Source organism: Brasilonema bromeliae SPC951, from assembly GCF_012912135.1.
Taxonomy (GTDB): domain Bacteria; phylum Cyanobacteriota; class Cyanobacteriia; order Cyanobacteriales; family Nostocaceae; genus Brasilonema; species Brasilonema bromeliae.
In genome coordinates, this window is the sequence record NZ_QMEB01000140.1 from 1 (window position 1) to 16,790 (window position 16,790).

Consider the following 16,790-nt stretch of genomic DNA (forward strand, 5'->3'; position numbering starts at 1 on the left):
CAAGTTCTGACGATGAATGTAGAATCCCCTCGCCTTTAGGCAGGGGAGTGTCAACAGATTCCTCTATCGTAGTGACCACATGTAGGGGTCGAATTTCGACTTTTCCAGTCGCCTCAGCCATGCTCAAGTAGTTGCGGTCTAAGCTGTTTTTCGCACCACTGTTGATACCGTAGTACACTTGACCTGTGATGGCGGAAGGAACCTTTTGACCTGCGATTTCCTGGCGCACGATGTCCCAATCAACAGCCATGTCAAGCTTGCGAGCTTTTAGACCTGCCTTTGCTGCTTGCTCCAGAAAAATGCGGCTTGACAAATAGTAGTTAGTCTGTAGGATGTCGTCTGGTATTTGAGAAGGCTTGAGGATAGAACGCACTCGCGGGTAATAGACCCGATCAAGTTCTTCGTAGTTAATGGTGCGTGGAAAGACTTGATAGAAAAGTTCTTGAGTCGGCTGATAAGTCACCCCATTGTAGACAAGCGAACCGCCTCCAACGCCTGCTCCCCGATAGGCTCTTATATTATCTCCTCTCTTGACATCAAGCACGCCAGTATACACGTCAATGGGAACCTGGTCAAATACTACCGTAGTGGGACTCAGCCAGGTAGAACGACCATCCGGTTGCTGGTATGTGGAGAAAGTATCACCAGCGTCGGTGATTTGCCATCGTCGCCCCCGCTCCAGTACAATTGTTTCAATTCCTGCTTGACCAAGGCGCAATGATGCGACTGCTCCACCAAAACCGCTACCAATAACTATTGCCTCAACATAATCTTCCTTAGTACGAACAGCGGAAGCACGAACAGCAGACACACCCACACTCGCCGCAGCTGCAAGCGAACCCTGAAGGAATTGACGACGCTTCAGCACCCGAGACATACTTAATCTCCTACAATTTTCAAAAATAAATTTTTTTATGGCATGAAATTTAGATTACCTATTCAAATTAGGTATATTCAGTTTTTACACTCGTTACAATCAGTTGGTTGCCAAATTGCCAAGATTATGACGAAAAAGGTGTAGAATGCTAAAAAGCCAGTACTACATCTCCTTAGGATGTAATACTGGCTTTTTTCAACGAAAAGCAACTATTTTTCTAAACTTTCTGTATTCCTGGACGACCATTTTCAACTACAAATGAAGCACGGTTACTGATTGTGCCAGATTGGGTTGTCACGTTTGACAAGACTAGATAGTCTGTCTGCCAAGTTGCGGGAGTCAGCACACACCGGACATATCCTCGTTGACCGTTATAAAATTTAATGTGCGGATTGTCTGGTAAATACGCTTCAACTGTAGGACTTGAATCTGCCCCATCTCCACCGGTGCTAATTGAAGTACAAACAAATTCACTCCCAACTGTAGCAGATTCTGGTTTATTAAAGTCAGCTTTTAAATCCATTGCCCAGTTGGAATGCACATCGCCTGTCAAGACGACGGGATTGGAGGGTTTGCGTTGTTCTAAGAAACTCATTAGGCGATCGCGCGAAGCCAAATATCCATCCCACTTATCCATGCTGAAAGTTGCGCCTTCCCCTGGTGTCAAGTCTCTCTGAGCAACAATAACCTGCTGTGCCAGTATATTCCAACGAGCCGTAGAGCGATCTAGACCTTGGTATAGCCAATTTTCTTGACGTTTACCAGTAATCGTTGCATTGGGATCAAAATTTTCTGGACAACGTTCTTTAGTCCCATCTCCACAGGGTTGATCTGTGCGATATTGACGGGTATCTAGCACATGAAAGGTTGCCAAATTTCCGAAGGAAAGCCGACGGAAAATTTGCATATCTGGTCCTTCTGGCTTTGAGAAGGGTCGTAACGGCATATGCTCATAATAAGCCTGATAAGCAGCCGCCCGACGTTGTAAGAAGACTTGGGGGTCTTGATCCGGTTCATTATCGACTTCTGAGGTAGCATTGGCGTAGTTGTTTTCCACCTCGTGATCATCCCAAGTGACAATCCAGGGAAATGCTGCATGAGTTGCTTGCAGATTTGGATCGGTTTTGTAAAGGGCGTGACGGTTGCGATAATCGTCTAGAGTGAAAATTTCAGAGCTATTGTGCTGTCTGACACCATTTGACGCGATTCCTCCCTCATAGATATAGTCACCCGTATGCACTACCAAGCTTATATCTTCCTGCGCCAAGTATTTATATGCTGTGTAGTACCCCTGCTCGTAGTGCTGACAGGAGACAAATGCAAAGGCAAATTGACTCACGTCGCTACCTGGTTGAGGAGCTGTACGAGTGCGACCAATTGGACTTTCTTCTGTACCTGAAGTAAAGCGATACCAGTACCAGGTATTGGGTTTGAGCTTATTCACAACAACTCTAACTGAGTGAGCTAATTCTGGAATGGCAATTTCAGTGCCTTTTGCTACTACATTTTTTAGGTTGGGGTCAGTTGCCACTTCCCAGCGAATTGGCACATTAACAGATGGCATTCCGCCGCCTTGTAAAGGATTGGGAGCAAGACGAGTCCACAGTACCACGCTGGTTGGATAGGGTTCACCTGACGCTACACCCAGCGTGAAGGGATAACTGGGAAATGGGACTTGGGCGATGGCTCGTTGATTGAATTGGCTGGCGATCGCCAAACCAGACAATACCCCTGCCCCAAGAATTAAGTTCCGTCGCTTGATTCGGCTGTAGAGAAACCGCTCAAAATTCTGGTAGTCTACCATTGTTCTCCCCCTGACTAACTCACAAATGAACGCAGAGGAACAGGCAACACAAGCCAAGCAGGATGAGAATTGACAAACCACTAAACCAATATCTTAATCGCCGAACTCACACTTTGAATCACGTCAGGTTACATCAATCACTAAACCTTGTCATTCAATACCAGAGCTAGGCAACGCCTGTTATAGTTTTATGAAGTATGTCTATCCTTTTATTTAAAGAACACCAAAGTATTAAATTTTCCTGCTGCTGCAAAGTGTCAACTGTTGCTTTGCCGAATTTAACTTACCACTCAGACGTTAATTTCTAGCAAAGAAACAGTTAAAACAGGGAACAGTGAACAGGGAACAGGGAACAGGGAACAAGGAACAAGGGGTGGACGAGTCCGTTTCCTGCCTGGTAACTGATAACTGATAACTGTTTGATTCACGTTGTTGACTCTAAGGTTTCTAAAATAGAAAAACAACACTGAGGAATTGCAACAATGACTGCTGTTGTCCCTACCCCCTCTAAATGTGGTATTATTTACCCAAGCAGCGATAAAGAACCTGTGGCAGAAACATACGACCATCTTTACGCCATATTAACTACTCTAGAAGTTCTCAGACAGTATCTACTCAATCGTCAAGCTACAGTTCTAGCAAACCAATTCTTGTATTATGTGGAAGGTTTTCCAAAATTGCGCGTTGCTCCTGATGTGATGGTCATTTATGATGTAGAGCCAGGAGGACGAGACAATTATAAAATTTGGTCAGAAAAACAAGTACCAAAGGTGATTTTTGAAATCACATCAAAAAGTACTCAAGACGAAGATAAAAGTAGCAAGAAAAATCTGTACGAAGCATTAGAAGTACAGGAATATTGGTTATTCGACCCGAAGGGAGAGTGGATTTCACAAAAGTTGCAGGGATATCGACTAAAAGGAGATAGTTATGAGTCCATCACCGATAATCAAAGCGAACCTTTGCAACTACGTCTAGCAGTGGAAGAAAAAGTGATTGGTTTTTACCGTTTGGATAATGGACAGAAATTGTTGGTTCCTGATGAGTTAGCCCAGGCGCTCAAAGAGGAAACGCTGAAACGTCTGGAAGCAGAGAGACAAGCAGAACAAGAACGCCAACGCGCTGTCAAACTCGAATCCTTGTTAGCTCGTTATAAAGAGCGATTTGGGGAATTACCAGAAGAATAATCAAAGAAAAAATTCTGTATCTCTACTTCTCAACTACAACACACGAAAAATAAACGGATAGCGGTAGGGTAAATTAGGATCATCAAGAATGTGAAGAATAGCAAGAATTGGCATTATAAAACTCACAATTGTTAATACAGCCAGCAGTGGAATACCAATTGCTACAAGAACGAGTAATGCAAAAACAATTGCATAGATGTAGAGATTTATGTGGAAATTAAGCGATTCTTTGGCATTTGCTTTGACAACTGAGTCCTTGGTAGTCAACATAATTGCAATGGGTATGCCAACAGAGACAATTGTCGAGCTAAAAAAGATTGCTCCGTGACATATGGCTGATAAAAGCCTGCGTTGGTTCACCTGTTGCATATCATAGCCCCCTGTTATGTAGACGTGATGAATCGGGTCTAATCTTGACGATAAGTCAATTCTAATTTTCTTGTGCCACAGGTGTCATCTGCTGTCTTGTAGATTAGGGTGAGCAAGTACCCAGCCTACAACGGTTATAAAAAGTAGGAAAATTAGGATACAAACAAAAAATCACGAAATTTTTCTAAGAGTTCATTCAATCTTTAAAAATTACCCCTAGTAAGTACACGGCATATGTCGTTTAATTTATAGCAAGTAATGTTTCAGCAATTACACTCAAGAATTTTTCTTGTGTAAGGAGAAAAATTACTAAGTAACAAACTTAAGAGAGGAGTTTTCATAATGAAAATACAAAGCCTATTCACAAAGGCTTTCTGGTTGGCATTGGCTTGTATCACAGTCGTGGTTGTGAGTGTTTTCAAATTAAGCCCTAGTTTTGCTCGTTCGACGACAACGCCGCCAGCACAACTATCAACAGCGCAAGTGGCTGTAGCCCAATATGATTCACGTTTAGCAAAAGCTCCCTATGATTCACGTTCAGGAGAAAAGTCTCTCTATAAGAGGCTAGGAGGTTACAGCGCGATCGCCGCCGTCATCGACGATACTGCGCAAATCGTATTCAATGACCCACTGATTGGTAAATACTTTATTGGCTTGAGCACCAACTCAAAACAGCGGCTACGTCAGTTGCTGATAGATCAATTCACCCAAGCGGCTGGTGGTCCTGCTGTTTATACTGGGCGGAGTATGAAGCTTTCCCATAGTGGAATTGGTGGAGGTCTGACGAACGCTGAATATGATGCTTTTGTTAATGGAATAGCACAAGCCCTTGATAAAAACAACGTCAATCAACCAGAGAAGGACGAAGTACTGGCGTTTGCCAATAGTTTCAGAGACGAGATTGTCGAAAGATAATAAACGAGCGATAGTACACTCTTAGGCACTTACAAGCAATAAAAAATCCAGGCGTGTCCTACAGCTGGATTTTTATTTTTTGGATTTCCCTGATCCATTCTGTTTGGTTATCTTTGATGAGCATGGGAATCATCTTCCATGCTCAGGTGAACGGTTTACTAAGGCTACATTAACTTAGATGATGTTTGAGAAGTCTCATTTCATACTTTACTTGGCGACTAGAAGTCGCAGCAACGAGCGTCAAAACTTGCCTGCGCAGGTTCAAAATTATTGATTTTCTGTTAGTCCACGTAGGTGGTGAGACAGCGCTGCAGAAGATATCACTGATGGCGCAATAGGATTGGTGGGAGTCTCTAAGTTTAAAGCGATCCACGTCCCAGTATTATCTGGATTGAAACGAGCAACGTAGAGAGCTGCTTTCTTTGCCTCTGCCAACAGGAACAAAGGCGGTGTAGTCGCAGTTGTAGCCGAAATACTCTTCGGGGTTTGGAAAAACGCGATCGCGTAGCGCGTCCTACTGCTCAAAGTCGCGAAGCGACTTTGCCTCGAATCGGAGATTCGAGGAAGCCTGTTCTGAAAGAACAGGCTTAGCAGTATACGGACGATCGCCCCAACCAACAATAACGTACCGTTCATACTCTGGAGGTACAACGACATCATCAACGACGTTGTAGCTAACTAACTTCACATCAGGTGAAGCATCTAGAGTTTTTCCCTGTCCAATTTCTCTGGGTAAATAGTTCTTCTGTTGCTTGTAAATTGGCAGAGGATGTGGTAAACGTACAGGTGTAAAACTCAGAGGTGCAAATTTTGCTTCTCTTGCATCAACAGTACCACCTAAAACTTGATCTGCCAGTACAGCGCCAGCAGCGCCAGCAAAAAAGATAAGTACTTGTCTGCGACTCAACTTAGACATAAAATTTTCCTTTTCAGTGCAGTCTCCACTTCTTTAAGGAGTTGTCTTAAAAGACAAACCAATGACAAAAAAGCCCTCGTCGTTTCCAACCAAACCCTGGGCAATGATTTTATTTCCTTCGCCTAGACAATTAAAAAATAGTTGCTGTCAACAGGAAATTAGCTCTAAAAAGGCTTACAGCGGTTCCCATCCAACATGAGCATATATAATGTATGACGTGTAAGTTAAGAATAGGTAATATAATAGTTAATAGTCGTTTTTTTCTTATTTTTAATTAATAAAGTTAATAGTTATTTCTGATTGTTCCTAACTCCAATAATGTTATGAATTCACAGGCTGATTCATAACATTTTTGGCTAGTTTTATGCATGATGTCTTGCAACTATATGTATTACTTTGTATTAGCTTCAAAAGCGAAACTCGTATTTATCAACACTACATTCTTCTTAGGTATGTTATATTATCCATTGATCATTCGCTTGTTGTGTAGTATAATATAACACCAAAAAACGCAGGGTGCAATGAATAATGGCAAGACTAAGTTATTTTTGAGATTGTAATGATACATTATCAACAAAGAGTTATAGATGAATTACTATGTGTAAGTCGTTTTTGTTAAAGAAGTTAGGAACGTTAGTCCATGTCTCTAAAATCTAAGCAGGAAGTACGGTATCAACTAAAATACCTATTCACTCATGTGTTGGCATCTGTCCCACTGTTGCTTGCTTGTGCTGTCTTTTTAAGTGTGATTAGCTCCCAAAGCTCTACTCTGCTACTTTGCTTGATTCTGGGTACCATAGCAGTAGCACTTACTCAGCAAATAGGACAAACAATAGGTCTACCGAAACCTTGGCTCATATTACTGCAAACTCTCGTATTTTCAGCAATACTCAGTTTCTTTTGGATAGACTACTTTAGCGATCCAGCAGCAGCTCAATTTTTTGGAAAAGCAGAAACCTTTTTCAAAAACAATTTAACCCAAGGTTCACAACAAACCGGTGCAGGTGCTGCAGTGAGTTTGGTGTTTAATGTTTTAAGAGCACTTTACTTGCTTTACATCGCTGTTGCTTTGATTGGTGTGATTAACGCCGTTCGCAAAGACGAAGATTGGCAAGTCGTCGCCAGAACACCGTTGTTAGTTGTCATTGCTGTGACTGTTGCTGATGTGTTGACCAGCTTTATCGTTGGTAGTCAATGATTAAGTCAGGAATTTGTTATGACTGATGAGCGAGATAAAGAATTTCGACCTGTCAACCAAATTTTAGGAACCCAACCTTCCTTAGGACCAATTCCTGCTGACCAAATTTTTCCTTGGACGATTATAGCTCTCGTTTCCTACATGATTGTGAATGGCATCTTTGGAGGTGTCTTCTCAGATGAATGGCAAAAATGGTTGTGGACAGTCTTAATTGCTGGCTGGGGAATAGCTACTTGGTGGATACTAACAGGTGGTAGAAGTTGGCGATTTTTGAGCAAATTTATCGGTGTTCCGACCTGGACAAGAGGTACTGCTCGTTATAAAAGTTTTCTAGAATTCCACTATGAAAGAAAAAATCGGAAAACAAAGCGTAGGCATCGCAGGTCAAGAAAATAGACTAACACCTTTTGAAGATGCTTTGAATCTTGCCACCATGCTGCGTATTGCAGTTGATGGCAGAGATGTTGGTGCTTACATTTTGACCAAAGGGAGCCAAAGAGATAGATTTTGTTTTGTTTTTGGATTTGAATGCAGAGGCATTCATACCACTTTAAGAACAGAGCAAATAGATACAATTTGTAACAATATAGAAGCTGGTTTAAAAGACCTTCCACCAGAGGAAAGAGTCACTTTTCATTTGGGGTCTTTTTCTACAGATAAAAAACGGCAACAAGAACTTGCATCTCTTGTACAGAAAACCTCGTCGCCTAGTATACAGTACTTGCTCACCTCTGAAAGAGCCAGAACACAACAACTCACCCGCGCGGGTATCCGAAAACCAAAATTTCTGCGGGTGTATGTGACATATACTGTAGAACCAGATGCTTCGGCTGCTGATGACTGGATTGAGAAGTTTTTGGCAAGGGCTGAGTCTTGGTGGTTATCATTTAAAGGTGAAGCAGCAGAAAGGGAAAACCAAAAACTAGAAAGTCTGATTTCTAATGCTTATACTGAAGGATTTCGACGTTGGGAACAAATTTTATCTAATAAATGGGGTTTGGATATTAAAGCTTTGACTGCAAAAGATTTATGGCAGGAAGCTTGGCGACGATTTAATAGTACTGAACCGATAGATATTCCCCAATTATTGGTTTTAGATGAAAAGGGACTACACGAAGAAATTTATTCTGATTTATCTAGCTGCAAATTACTATTAGAAAATATCCATAGCACCACATTATTAATGGAGTCAGATGTACCTGTTGCTGACCGGAAATGGGTGAATCTAAAAAATCGCTATGTTGGCGTGATGACATTTCTAGAAAAACCAGGAGGATGGCAGAATAAAGCATCGCAACTGCGTTATTTATGGGAACTCGTTGCTAGGGATGCAATTGTAGATACAGAGATTTTTTGTGAGTTAACTGCAGCGAATCCTGCTATAGTCAAAACGACATTACAACGGGTGCTGAAGCAGTCGAATGTAACGTCAAAAGTTGCACAAGAAAAAGGGAATACGATTGATGTCGGCGCACAATTAAAATTGAGGAAGTCTGTGGCGGCGCAAGAACAAATTTATGAAGGTGCGTTGCCAATCTATACAGGAATTGCGATTCTCGTTCATCGCCAAAGCCCAGAAAAATTGGATGAGGCGTGCAGGTATATAGAAAACTGTTTTCAACGTCCGGCACAAGTGATTAGGGAAACGGAATATGCCTGGAAGATTTGGTTGCAGACTCTGCCAATTGTTTGGGAAATGTTGTTAGCCAAACCCTTTAACCGTCGTCAATTGTATCTCACGAATGAAGTGTGGGGATTGATACCATTGGTGACAACAAGGGCGGGCGATCGCAAAGGCTTTGAATTAATTGCTGACGAAGGCGGAACACCACTTCATCTAGATTTATTTAACCAGCACAAAAATTTAGCGTTGTTTGCGACAACTCGCGCGGGGAAATCAGTTTTGGTGTCAGGAATTTTAACCCAGGCTTTGGCACATAATATGCCTGTCGTAGCCTTGGACTTTCCGAAACCAGATGGTACCTCTACCTTTACCGACTATACAGAATTTGTTGGAGAGAAAGGAGCTTATTTTGATATTTCCAAACAATCCAATAATTTGTTTGAACAGCCAGACTTGCGATTTTTGAGTGAAGAAGAACAACGAGAACGCTTTCAAGACTACGCCGCGTTTCTTGAGTCGGCGTTGATGACGATGGTGCTGGGTTCATCTACTGGGAATCAATTGCTGGCGCAAACGGTGCGATCGCTTCTCAACTTAGCCCTAAACACCTTCTTCGCCGACGAAGGAATTCAAAAGCGATACTATGCAGCGATATTGGAAGGATTTGGTACTGAAGCTTGGCAAAAAACTCCAACTTTGAGGGACTTTATCATCTTCTGTTCGCGGGAACATCTTAACCTGCATGGTATAGGTGGCAGAATTGATGATGCACTCGAAGTTATCAATCTCCGTTTGCGCTTCTGGGTGGAAAGTCGAGTCGGACAAGCTGTTTCTGCACCTTCGAGTTTTCCAACTGATGCTCAACTTTTAGTTTTTGCATTGAGAAACTTATCAGATAACGAAGATGCAGCATTGCTGTCTTTAAGTGCGTATTCAGCAGCACTGCGACGTGCTTTGAGTAGTCCCGCCTCGATATTCTTTATCGATGAAGCACCAATTCTGTTTGAATTCGACCAAATTTCTGATTTGGTAGGTAGACTTTGCGCGAACGGAGCAAAAGCAGGGGTTAGAGTTATTTTATCAGGACAAGACCCTGACACAATCGCCAAATCTAAAGCTGCTTCCAAGATACTGCAAAACTTATCAACAAGATTAATTGGTCGCATTCAACCCGTTGCGGTTGATAGTTTCGTACAGATTTTAAAATATCCTCGCGAAATTATTGCTCGCAATGCGTCAGAAGGTTTTTTCCCTCGTAAAGAAGACATTTATAGTCAGTGGCTGCTTGATGATAATGGCGTCTATACTTACTGTCGTTATTATCCAGGGTTTGAACAGTTAGCAGTCGTGGCGAATAATCCTGATGAACAAGCTGCACGTAATCAAGCAATGCAACGATATGGAGATAAATTTGAGGCGGTTTCTCATTTTGCGCGTCAATTGATCGGATCAATTCGTGGTTATTGAGGTGAGGGGGTAGAATTTAAAATAATTTTAGACAAAGGAATAATGTAACTGAAATCTTATACCATTCTCAAGAACGCAACCTCGCCCGCCCAGAACTGAAGTTCACAGGCTTTTAGCCCAAGTCCACTCAAGTGGACTGAATACTTTGGTGAATCAGCATTTAGTCCTCTTAAGAGGACTTTGACTATAAGCCTAGGGTTTCTAACCCTAGGCGGTTGTTGGAACTGGTGCAAGATCTCAGTTTTAACAGACGAGCGTCTACAGAATAACAAAAATATACTTCTCAAACATCCTCCAAAGCAATCGCAAGTCATTAAACCTAACCTGATATTATGCTCAAAATTGGCAAATCTCAAATCATCATGACTTCTTTTTTTGCTGTGGCATTTTTAGGAACCTTACCAGCCATAGCAGAATTGGGAACTGTTTGGACTGATTTTCAATTGTACACAACTGATTTTAGAAATTATATTACAAACAATATTTCTGAGACTTTAAACCCTGTTGAATTGCAGACACAATCAGCAATCACAAGTTCATCAGGTGATCTCAATCTTCCTAATCCTAATTATGCTAGTCAGTATACTCGTGACCAGATTACTCAGTACTCAATTTCGGATAAGTTTGAGAATAATCCAGCAGTATATGGTAAACAAGTGAGTAGTGAAATTAATCGATATATTACCCGTAGTGCAGTTGAAGGTGTTTTTGGGAGAGATGGACAAACTCGTTTAAAAGGTAAATTACAGAATACTGAGCAAGCTGTTAATAAGAGCAATAGAGCTGCTAATACAGCTCAGCAGAAGTACTCGGAAATACAAAGCCAAAGCCAAAGCCAAGGAGCAATGTGCTCGACACCTGGTGTTGGCAATAACAATTTAGCAAATGTATGCGATCAAGCGCAATTCCTGATGATGCAGGGGTTAGTAGAGTTAGAATTACAAAACATCAATATTCAAAGAGAACAAACCAAGATCACAGGAGAAACCCTAGGAAATACAATCCAATTGCGTAATGACATCCAATATTCCAACTTGAATTTAGCAGATATCTCCCAGCAAATGAATGAGGTGAATCGTGCTAGAAGAGTGGGTACATCAGCCGAAGTCGCACGACTTTTGCGAGTCACTTCTCAAACTGATTTGTTTAGGAAAAGCAGTAACCCTCTTCCTTTACAAACGAATCCTCCTTCCTCAGAAAATAATCCTTCTCCTACAGAAACGAATCCTCCTTCCTCAGAGAATATCCCTTCTCCCTTGGAAACACCATAGGAGGAATCAAGATAAAGTGATGGTAAGATGTGGCTTTCTAATTTCTCATTCTCGTTCCCATGCTCTGCGTGGGAACGCATTCTCAAAGGCTCTGCCTTTTGTGTTGAGGCAGAGCCTCCATTGTAGCATTCCCTGGCTGAGCCAGGGAACGAGGAAGAAAGCTGAGCGAGGGAACGAGGAAGAAAGCTGAGCGAGGGAACGAAGAAGAAAAATGTGGATTTATAATGTAAAAATTTTTTTGGCTCAACTTCAACTTGACACCAGTAATGTTTTGACAAATGGTGTCGTGACTGCACAAAGTATTGCTGAAGGTTGGGATAAGCAGTGGATTGATTTATTACAAAATAACACAAACAATAACTTATATGGAGCGCTGACAAACCTGGGTATTTTCTTTGCAGTCGGAACTTTACTTTTTTTCATGGCACAGTGGATAAAAGATGTGCTGGATAATGAATATTCTCGTCCCTTATCTGCTTTGATTTGGCCCTTCATAGTCGTATTGTTGTTAGCTAATCCGGGCAATGGAACTGCACTCTCTAATTTGACACTGGGATTAAGAGATTTTCTCAACACAATCAATCAGCAAGTTGTAGAAGCCGCCGATGTCAATCAAACTTATCAGCAAGCACTGAATATGAGTGTTGGTGAAGAAGTTGTTGGTGGTTTATTGCGTCCTTGTCAGTCTCTCACAGGTCAACAACAAACTAATTGTTTCATTAAAGCAAAAGAAAAAATAGATGTCCTCTTGGGACAGTACAGAAATACATACGGTATCCAACCTTGGATAGACAGACTTGAAATTAAAGTTAATCAGATAGTGATCAGCACTGGTAATGTCTCAGAATTTGGTTTTAACTCTCTGGTGGGTTCCACAACTCAAACGATTATCAAAAATCTTTTAGTTTCCTTACAGTCTGCTTTTCAAAACTTAATAGAAGTGACGATGTTACTCATAGCAGCTTTAGGACCCCTAGCAGTAGGAGGGTCTTTGCTACCTGTGGCGGGTAAACCTATTTTCGCATGGCTCACGGGATTATTTTCTATTGGTATTGCCAAGATTTCTTTCAATATTATTGCTGTGATATCCGCTGCAGTGATTGTGAATGGTCCAGCGCAAAATCTCGATGCAGATCCAGACTTGATGTGGTTTATGATTCTGTTAGGAGTTCTGGCACCAATTATATCTTTAGGTTTGGCTGCTGCTGGGGGATTTGCCGTTTTCAACGCCATCAGCAACACTTCTGTGTGGATACAGCAAAGAGTTTAGAAAAATTAGGAGTCTAAAATATAAGAGGGAACGCTTAACAGGGAACAGCTAGTTAGTAGGTTGGGTTGAGGAACGAAACCCAACGGTTATCTTGGGTTGTGTTGGGTTGCGCTTTGCTTAACCCAACCTACAATTATTCTAATATCTTGCACCACTTGCAAGACTCGCCCGCCAAGGGTTAAAAACCCCTGGCTAATAGCAAAAGTCCTCTTAAGAGGACTCAATACTAACCAGTCAGAATATTAGTCCACTTGAGTGGACTTGAATTATTAGCCCGGAAATTCATTTCCGGGTGGACTATGAGGCTAGAAGAATGAAATAACCCTGAGGTGAATGGCATTATGACCAAGTTATTACAAGAAAAAAAGTCCTCTGTCAATCTTTTAACGCTCTTTACTATTTTTACCTTCAGTCTACATTTCTTGGCAGCCATTTTCTTATTATTTGAAGGTTTACGTATCTACGGTCTCATTCATAAAAAACCTCTCACTTTTGTCCAACTTGTTGATGGTAAGAGAGTCTCTCAAATTGACACTCTTGAACGAGAACCAGAAGTCATTCGCCAATTTGTTGCTAAAACAATGGCTGCTATGTTCAACTGGTCTGGAACACTCCCACCAGCCAGCGTTGAAGACGCAACTAACCCTAAACCTGATCCAGGGATACCTATTAATACTCTACAAAATTTGACGAAAAAAGTTTCTACTAGTAGTTGGGTAGGGAGTTTCGCACTTTCAGAAGATTTTCGCCAAGGTTTTTTGGCACAAATTGCGGAGATGACACCGCCAGAGATTTTTTCTAAAAACAATAACCAAGCGTTGACAGGACAGTTAGTTATCCAACGAGTTTATCCTCCTGAAAAAATCGCGCCTGGTCGATGGCGCGTTGGTATGGTTGCTAATATTGTGCAGATTAGACGTAGTGACAATAAAAAGCTATTAATTCCTTTTAATAAGGATTTTTTCGTACGTTCAGTAGATTCTTTTGGACATCCCCTATCGAACAGTCTGACTCCATTGCAGAAAGCTGTCTATAGTGTCCGCGCGCAAAACTTAGAAATTTACGAAGTGAGTGATTTCTGTCTCACAAATGGCTATGATTCTTCGCCAAAAAGTCAGTCGCAACGCTGTGGAGATATTCCTAATTCTGGTAGCTTTACACGATAGGTAGAAAAAGCTCATGCTATTTAACCAAAAAAAGAATAATACTAGTATTCTTCCTGTTTTCGTTGTCGCAACCTTTGTGTTGAATGTGTTAACTATATTATTGCTGATGTATCACCAGTCTATGCTCAAAAGGCTGAGTGGTCAATTACCACAAAGTTTAGTGCAACTTGTTGATGGTCGTGCCATAACAATAGATTCCCAAGAAAATTTAGAACGCAATCCAGAAACGATTCGGCGTTTTGTTGGTGAAACAATGACCATGATGTTTACTTGGTCAGACAAACAACCACAGCAAATAGTTTGGCAAGCAACTTCCGAACTTTTATCTGGTGATGTGAGGCGAAAATTTGAGGTGGAAACGACACAGGGAATTCCTAAAGGTGTGTTAGCCAATCCCGGAGGAAATGCAGAAAGCTTATTGTTAATCCGCAGAATCTCTCAACCCGAAAAAATAGCTGATGGTCAATGGCAAGTAGAAATCGTGGCCAATCGCTTGATTTTCGCAGGTTATAATAACAAAATGGGGGAAGCAATACCTTTTAATAAAAAAATATTGATTCGGGCGTTAGAGACACAAGCAATTTCTATCCCAAATGTAGAAAATCCTTTATACTCAGCAATATACCGCCTTAATGAAGCGAGGTTAGAAATTGCGAATATTTGTGACATTAAACAAAAAAAATGCCCCTAGCTAAAGGAAAGACACTCATGAACAACCTACCAAACTCTCATAATTCAAATAATTCTAACAATCATAACAATCATTCTAATAATAACAATCATAACAATCATAATAATTCACACTCCTCATCTAACAATCATCATTCGCATGAAGTACAACCATCAGATTGGCATCAACGGATGGCAAATTTAGTTGGTTTAGAAGAACAAATTCCCCCATCTCGTCCAGAAAGCAGTCTTTCAGAGACTTCTAGTGCTAATCCTGACGAAGCACCTCCTTCTCATCCATCCTCACAGAAAACAAAACAAGCATTGTCATCTAACCCTTTTGCCAAGGTAGGTGTGGTGGGTGCTGCTACCCTGAGTGTGGCTTTGGTAGCAGGTGCGTTTCTGACTCAACTTATGAGTGGAACAAATAAACAAGCGCCGAAGAATTTTCCACAGATAACTCGTAACGAGAATGAATCGAATAAAATAGAGCAATTAAAACCAGAAGAAGAAATTGAGATTTTAAAAACCAAACTAGCATTAGCTGAACAAGCAAAAGCTGTGAAATTAGCACAGCTTCAGTTAAAAAGTGTCAGACCGACAACTCAGCCAAAACCAACTCCAGCACAACCAAGAATTAAACCACAAACTGTCACGCGGGTGGTAGTTCAAAGAGTACCCACACCAGCACAGACTGTTTACGTACCTCGTGTTGTTGAACGAATTGTCAGAGTTCCTCAACGTGTTGTAGTGCAGCAGCCAAAACCAATTTCTCCTGTGCCTCCTCAACCTACTGTGCGTCCTGTGCCTCCTCAACCTACTGTGCCTCCTCAGCAGACTCCTCAACCAACAGCTAAACCTTCAATATCTCCATCCTTTGAGTTATCAATCCCAGGATTAAATCCATCGGAGTTAGCACAAATTCCCTTCGCTTTATCAATACCCACTCCCACTCCCACTCCAACTCCAACAGCCACTCCTACTCCCACTCCAACACCAAGTTTACCAAGAGTCGCAAATTCCCCTCCATCTACTTTGGGTTCTGAATTAAATTCCAGGAATAGAGACAACGCACAAATCTTACCTGTTCCAAATAGGAGAAATACAGCAGCGAATCCTCAACAGACACCAGCAGAAGCAACAACAAACGAAACAACTCAGTATACTGGTAAATCTGTTGCAGTAGGAACTAATGCCAAAGCTGTGTTAGCAACTGCTGTTTTTGGAGAAGCAAATAGGATCGGGAGTAATAATAGTAATAGTAATAGCAATAACAATAACAATAATAATAAGAATGACAGTCAATTTGTTGTGCGTCTGCGGGAACCATTGAAGTCTGTAGATGGGGCGATCGCACTACCTGCAAATACCGAATTATTAGCTCAACTTGACCAAGTTTCTGAAACCGGAGCGTTAAACCTAACAGTCGTTTCAGTTGTTTCTCAAAATAAAAGTAATCTCACAGAAACTCGCCTACGTCAAAGTGCAATGAAAGTTCGCGCACCTGGCGGAAGACCTTTACTTGCTAAGAAATATCCTGACAAATCTGGAAAGATCTCAGCTATGGACACATTCATCTTCGGCTTGGGGGGGGCTGGTCAAATAGGAAGGACAATTAACCTTCCTGAGACAAAAACTAGAAATACATGTGATGGTCTTAATGACGCGCAGCGTAGTGTTCAGCAATATTGTGGCTATTTTAGCGAAACCAAACAACCAAGAAACATCGCTGGTGCAGTTTTAGAAGGCGGTATGAATGCCCTTGTACCCCAACTGAACCAGCGTAACCAACAAGCAATCAACGAGATGATTACAAAAAGTAACATTTGGTATTTGCCAGCGGGTACAGAGGTTGAAGTGGTTGCTAATCAAATAACGCGGTTTTAGGTTGTTGCTTACTTGTTGTCAATTGACTTAGATACTTAAGTATACGATTTAGGTTGTATATTTCATATCATGTTCGGCGAATGAGTTATGATTTCCACGTTGACTGCACCCCACCCCGGTAAAGCTGCGCTTTACCTCCCCTCCCCGCAAGCGGGGAGGGGATTAAGGGG

At 41.5% G+C, this 16,790-nt stretch carries 13 protein-coding genes and 2 pseudogenes; 10 read left to right on the forward strand and 5 right to left on the reverse strand.

Going from position 1 to position 16,790, the window contains the following annotated elements:
- Together DP116_RS17445 and DP116_RS17450 are read right to left on the reverse strand one after the other, a co-directional pair.
- Positions 1–877, reverse strand: a pseudogene (locus DP116_RS17445) (GMC oxidoreductase); the annotation flags it as partial.
- A 217-nt stretch (positions 878–1,094) separates the two neighbouring features.
- On the reverse strand, positions 1,095–2,681 hold the full coding sequence (locus DP116_RS17450; RefSeq protein ID WP_169156382.1) for an alkaline phosphatase D family protein: 1,587 nt from the start codon (positions 2,679–2,681) through the stop codon (positions 1,095–1,097).
- Between the two features lie 482 nt (positions 2,682–3,163).
- Between DP116_RS17450 and DP116_RS17455 the strand changes: the two genes are divergently transcribed.
- A complete protein-coding gene (locus DP116_RS17455) occupies positions 3,164–3,868 on the forward strand; it encodes a Uma2 family endonuclease (protein ID WP_169156383.1) in 705 nt (234 codons plus the stop codon).
- Positions 3,869–3,901: 33 nt separating this feature from the next.
- On the opposite strand, the gene DP116_RS17460 is transcribed toward DP116_RS17455, so the two are convergent.
- On the reverse strand, positions 3,902–4,237 hold the full coding sequence (locus tag DP116_RS17460; protein ID WP_169156384.1) for a DUF4870 domain-containing protein: 336 nt from the start codon (positions 4,235–4,237) through the stop codon (positions 3,902–3,904).
- 342 nt (positions 4,238–4,579) lie between these two features.
- On the opposite strand from DP116_RS17460, the gene DP116_RS17465 reads away from it, so the two are divergent.
- Positions 4,580–5,152 carry a group I truncated hemoglobin gene (locus DP116_RS17465; RefSeq protein WP_169156385.1) on the forward strand — a complete coding sequence of 191 codons (573 nt, stop codon included), beginning with the start codon at positions 4,580–4,582 and terminating at the stop codon, positions 5,150–5,152.
- A 267-nt stretch (positions 5,153–5,419) separates the two neighbouring features.
- Here the strand turns inward: DP116_RS17465 and DP116_RS17470 are convergent, their stop codons facing one another.
- Together DP116_RS17470 and DP116_RS30740 are read right to left on the reverse strand one after the other, a co-directional pair.
- Positions 5,420–5,677, reverse strand: coding sequence for a hypothetical protein (locus DP116_RS17470; protein WP_169156380.1), 258 nt, complete (start codon positions 5,675–5,677; stop codon positions 5,420–5,422).
- An 82-nt stretch (positions 5,678–5,759) separates the two neighbouring features.
- Positions 5,760–6,068 (reverse strand): annotated as a pseudogene (locus tag DP116_RS30740) (hypothetical protein); the annotation flags it as partial.
- Between the two features lie 640 nt (positions 6,069–6,708).
- Here DP116_RS30740 and DP116_RS17480 point away from each other — a divergent pair.
- The 8 genes from DP116_RS17480 (at position 6,709) to DP116_RS17515 (ending at position 16,620) form a co-directional block, all read left to right on the forward strand.
- Positions 6,709–7,266 carry a hypothetical protein gene (locus tag DP116_RS17480; protein WP_169156387.1) on the forward strand — a complete coding sequence of 186 codons (558 nt, stop codon included), beginning with the start codon at positions 6,709–6,711 and terminating at the stop codon, positions 7,264–7,266.
- An 18-nt stretch (positions 7,267–7,284) separates the two neighbouring features.
- On the forward strand, positions 7,285–7,662 hold the full coding sequence (locus tag DP116_RS17485; protein ID WP_048870954.1) for a hypothetical protein: 378 nt from the start codon (positions 7,285–7,287) through the stop codon (positions 7,660–7,662).
- A complete protein-coding gene (locus tag DP116_RS17490; protein ID WP_169156388.1) occupies positions 7,610–10,357 on the forward strand; it encodes a putative type IV secretion/conjugal transfer ATPase in 2,748 nt (915 codons plus the stop codon). The genes DP116_RS17485 and DP116_RS17490 overlap by 53 nt, the downstream gene beginning before the upstream one ends.
- Before the next feature lie 362 nt (positions 10,358–10,719).
- A complete protein-coding gene (locus DP116_RS17495; RefSeq protein ID WP_211173339.1) occupies positions 10,720–11,628 on the forward strand; it encodes a hypothetical protein in 909 nt (302 codons plus the stop codon).
- Between the two features lie 211 nt (positions 11,629–11,839).
- On the forward strand, positions 11,840–12,898 hold the full coding sequence (locus DP116_RS17500) for a hypothetical protein (protein WP_169156389.1): 1,059 nt from the start codon (positions 11,840–11,842) through the stop codon (positions 12,896–12,898).
- A gap of 341 nt (positions 12,899–13,239) precedes the next feature.
- Positions 13,240–14,064 (forward strand): hypothetical protein, encoded by an 825-nt coding sequence (locus DP116_RS17505; protein ID WP_169156390.1) that lies wholly within the window; start codon positions 13,240–13,242, stop codon positions 14,062–14,064.
- Between the two features lie 13 nt (positions 14,065–14,077).
- Positions 14,078–14,755, forward strand: coding sequence for a hypothetical protein (locus tag DP116_RS17510; RefSeq protein WP_169156391.1), 678 nt, complete (start codon positions 14,078–14,080; stop codon positions 14,753–14,755).
- Positions 14,756–14,772: 17 nt separating this feature from the next.
- A complete protein-coding gene (locus DP116_RS17515; protein WP_169156392.1) occupies positions 14,773–16,620 on the forward strand; it encodes a hypothetical protein in 1,848 nt (615 codons plus the stop codon).
- Positions 16,621–16,790 lie beyond the last annotated feature (170 nt).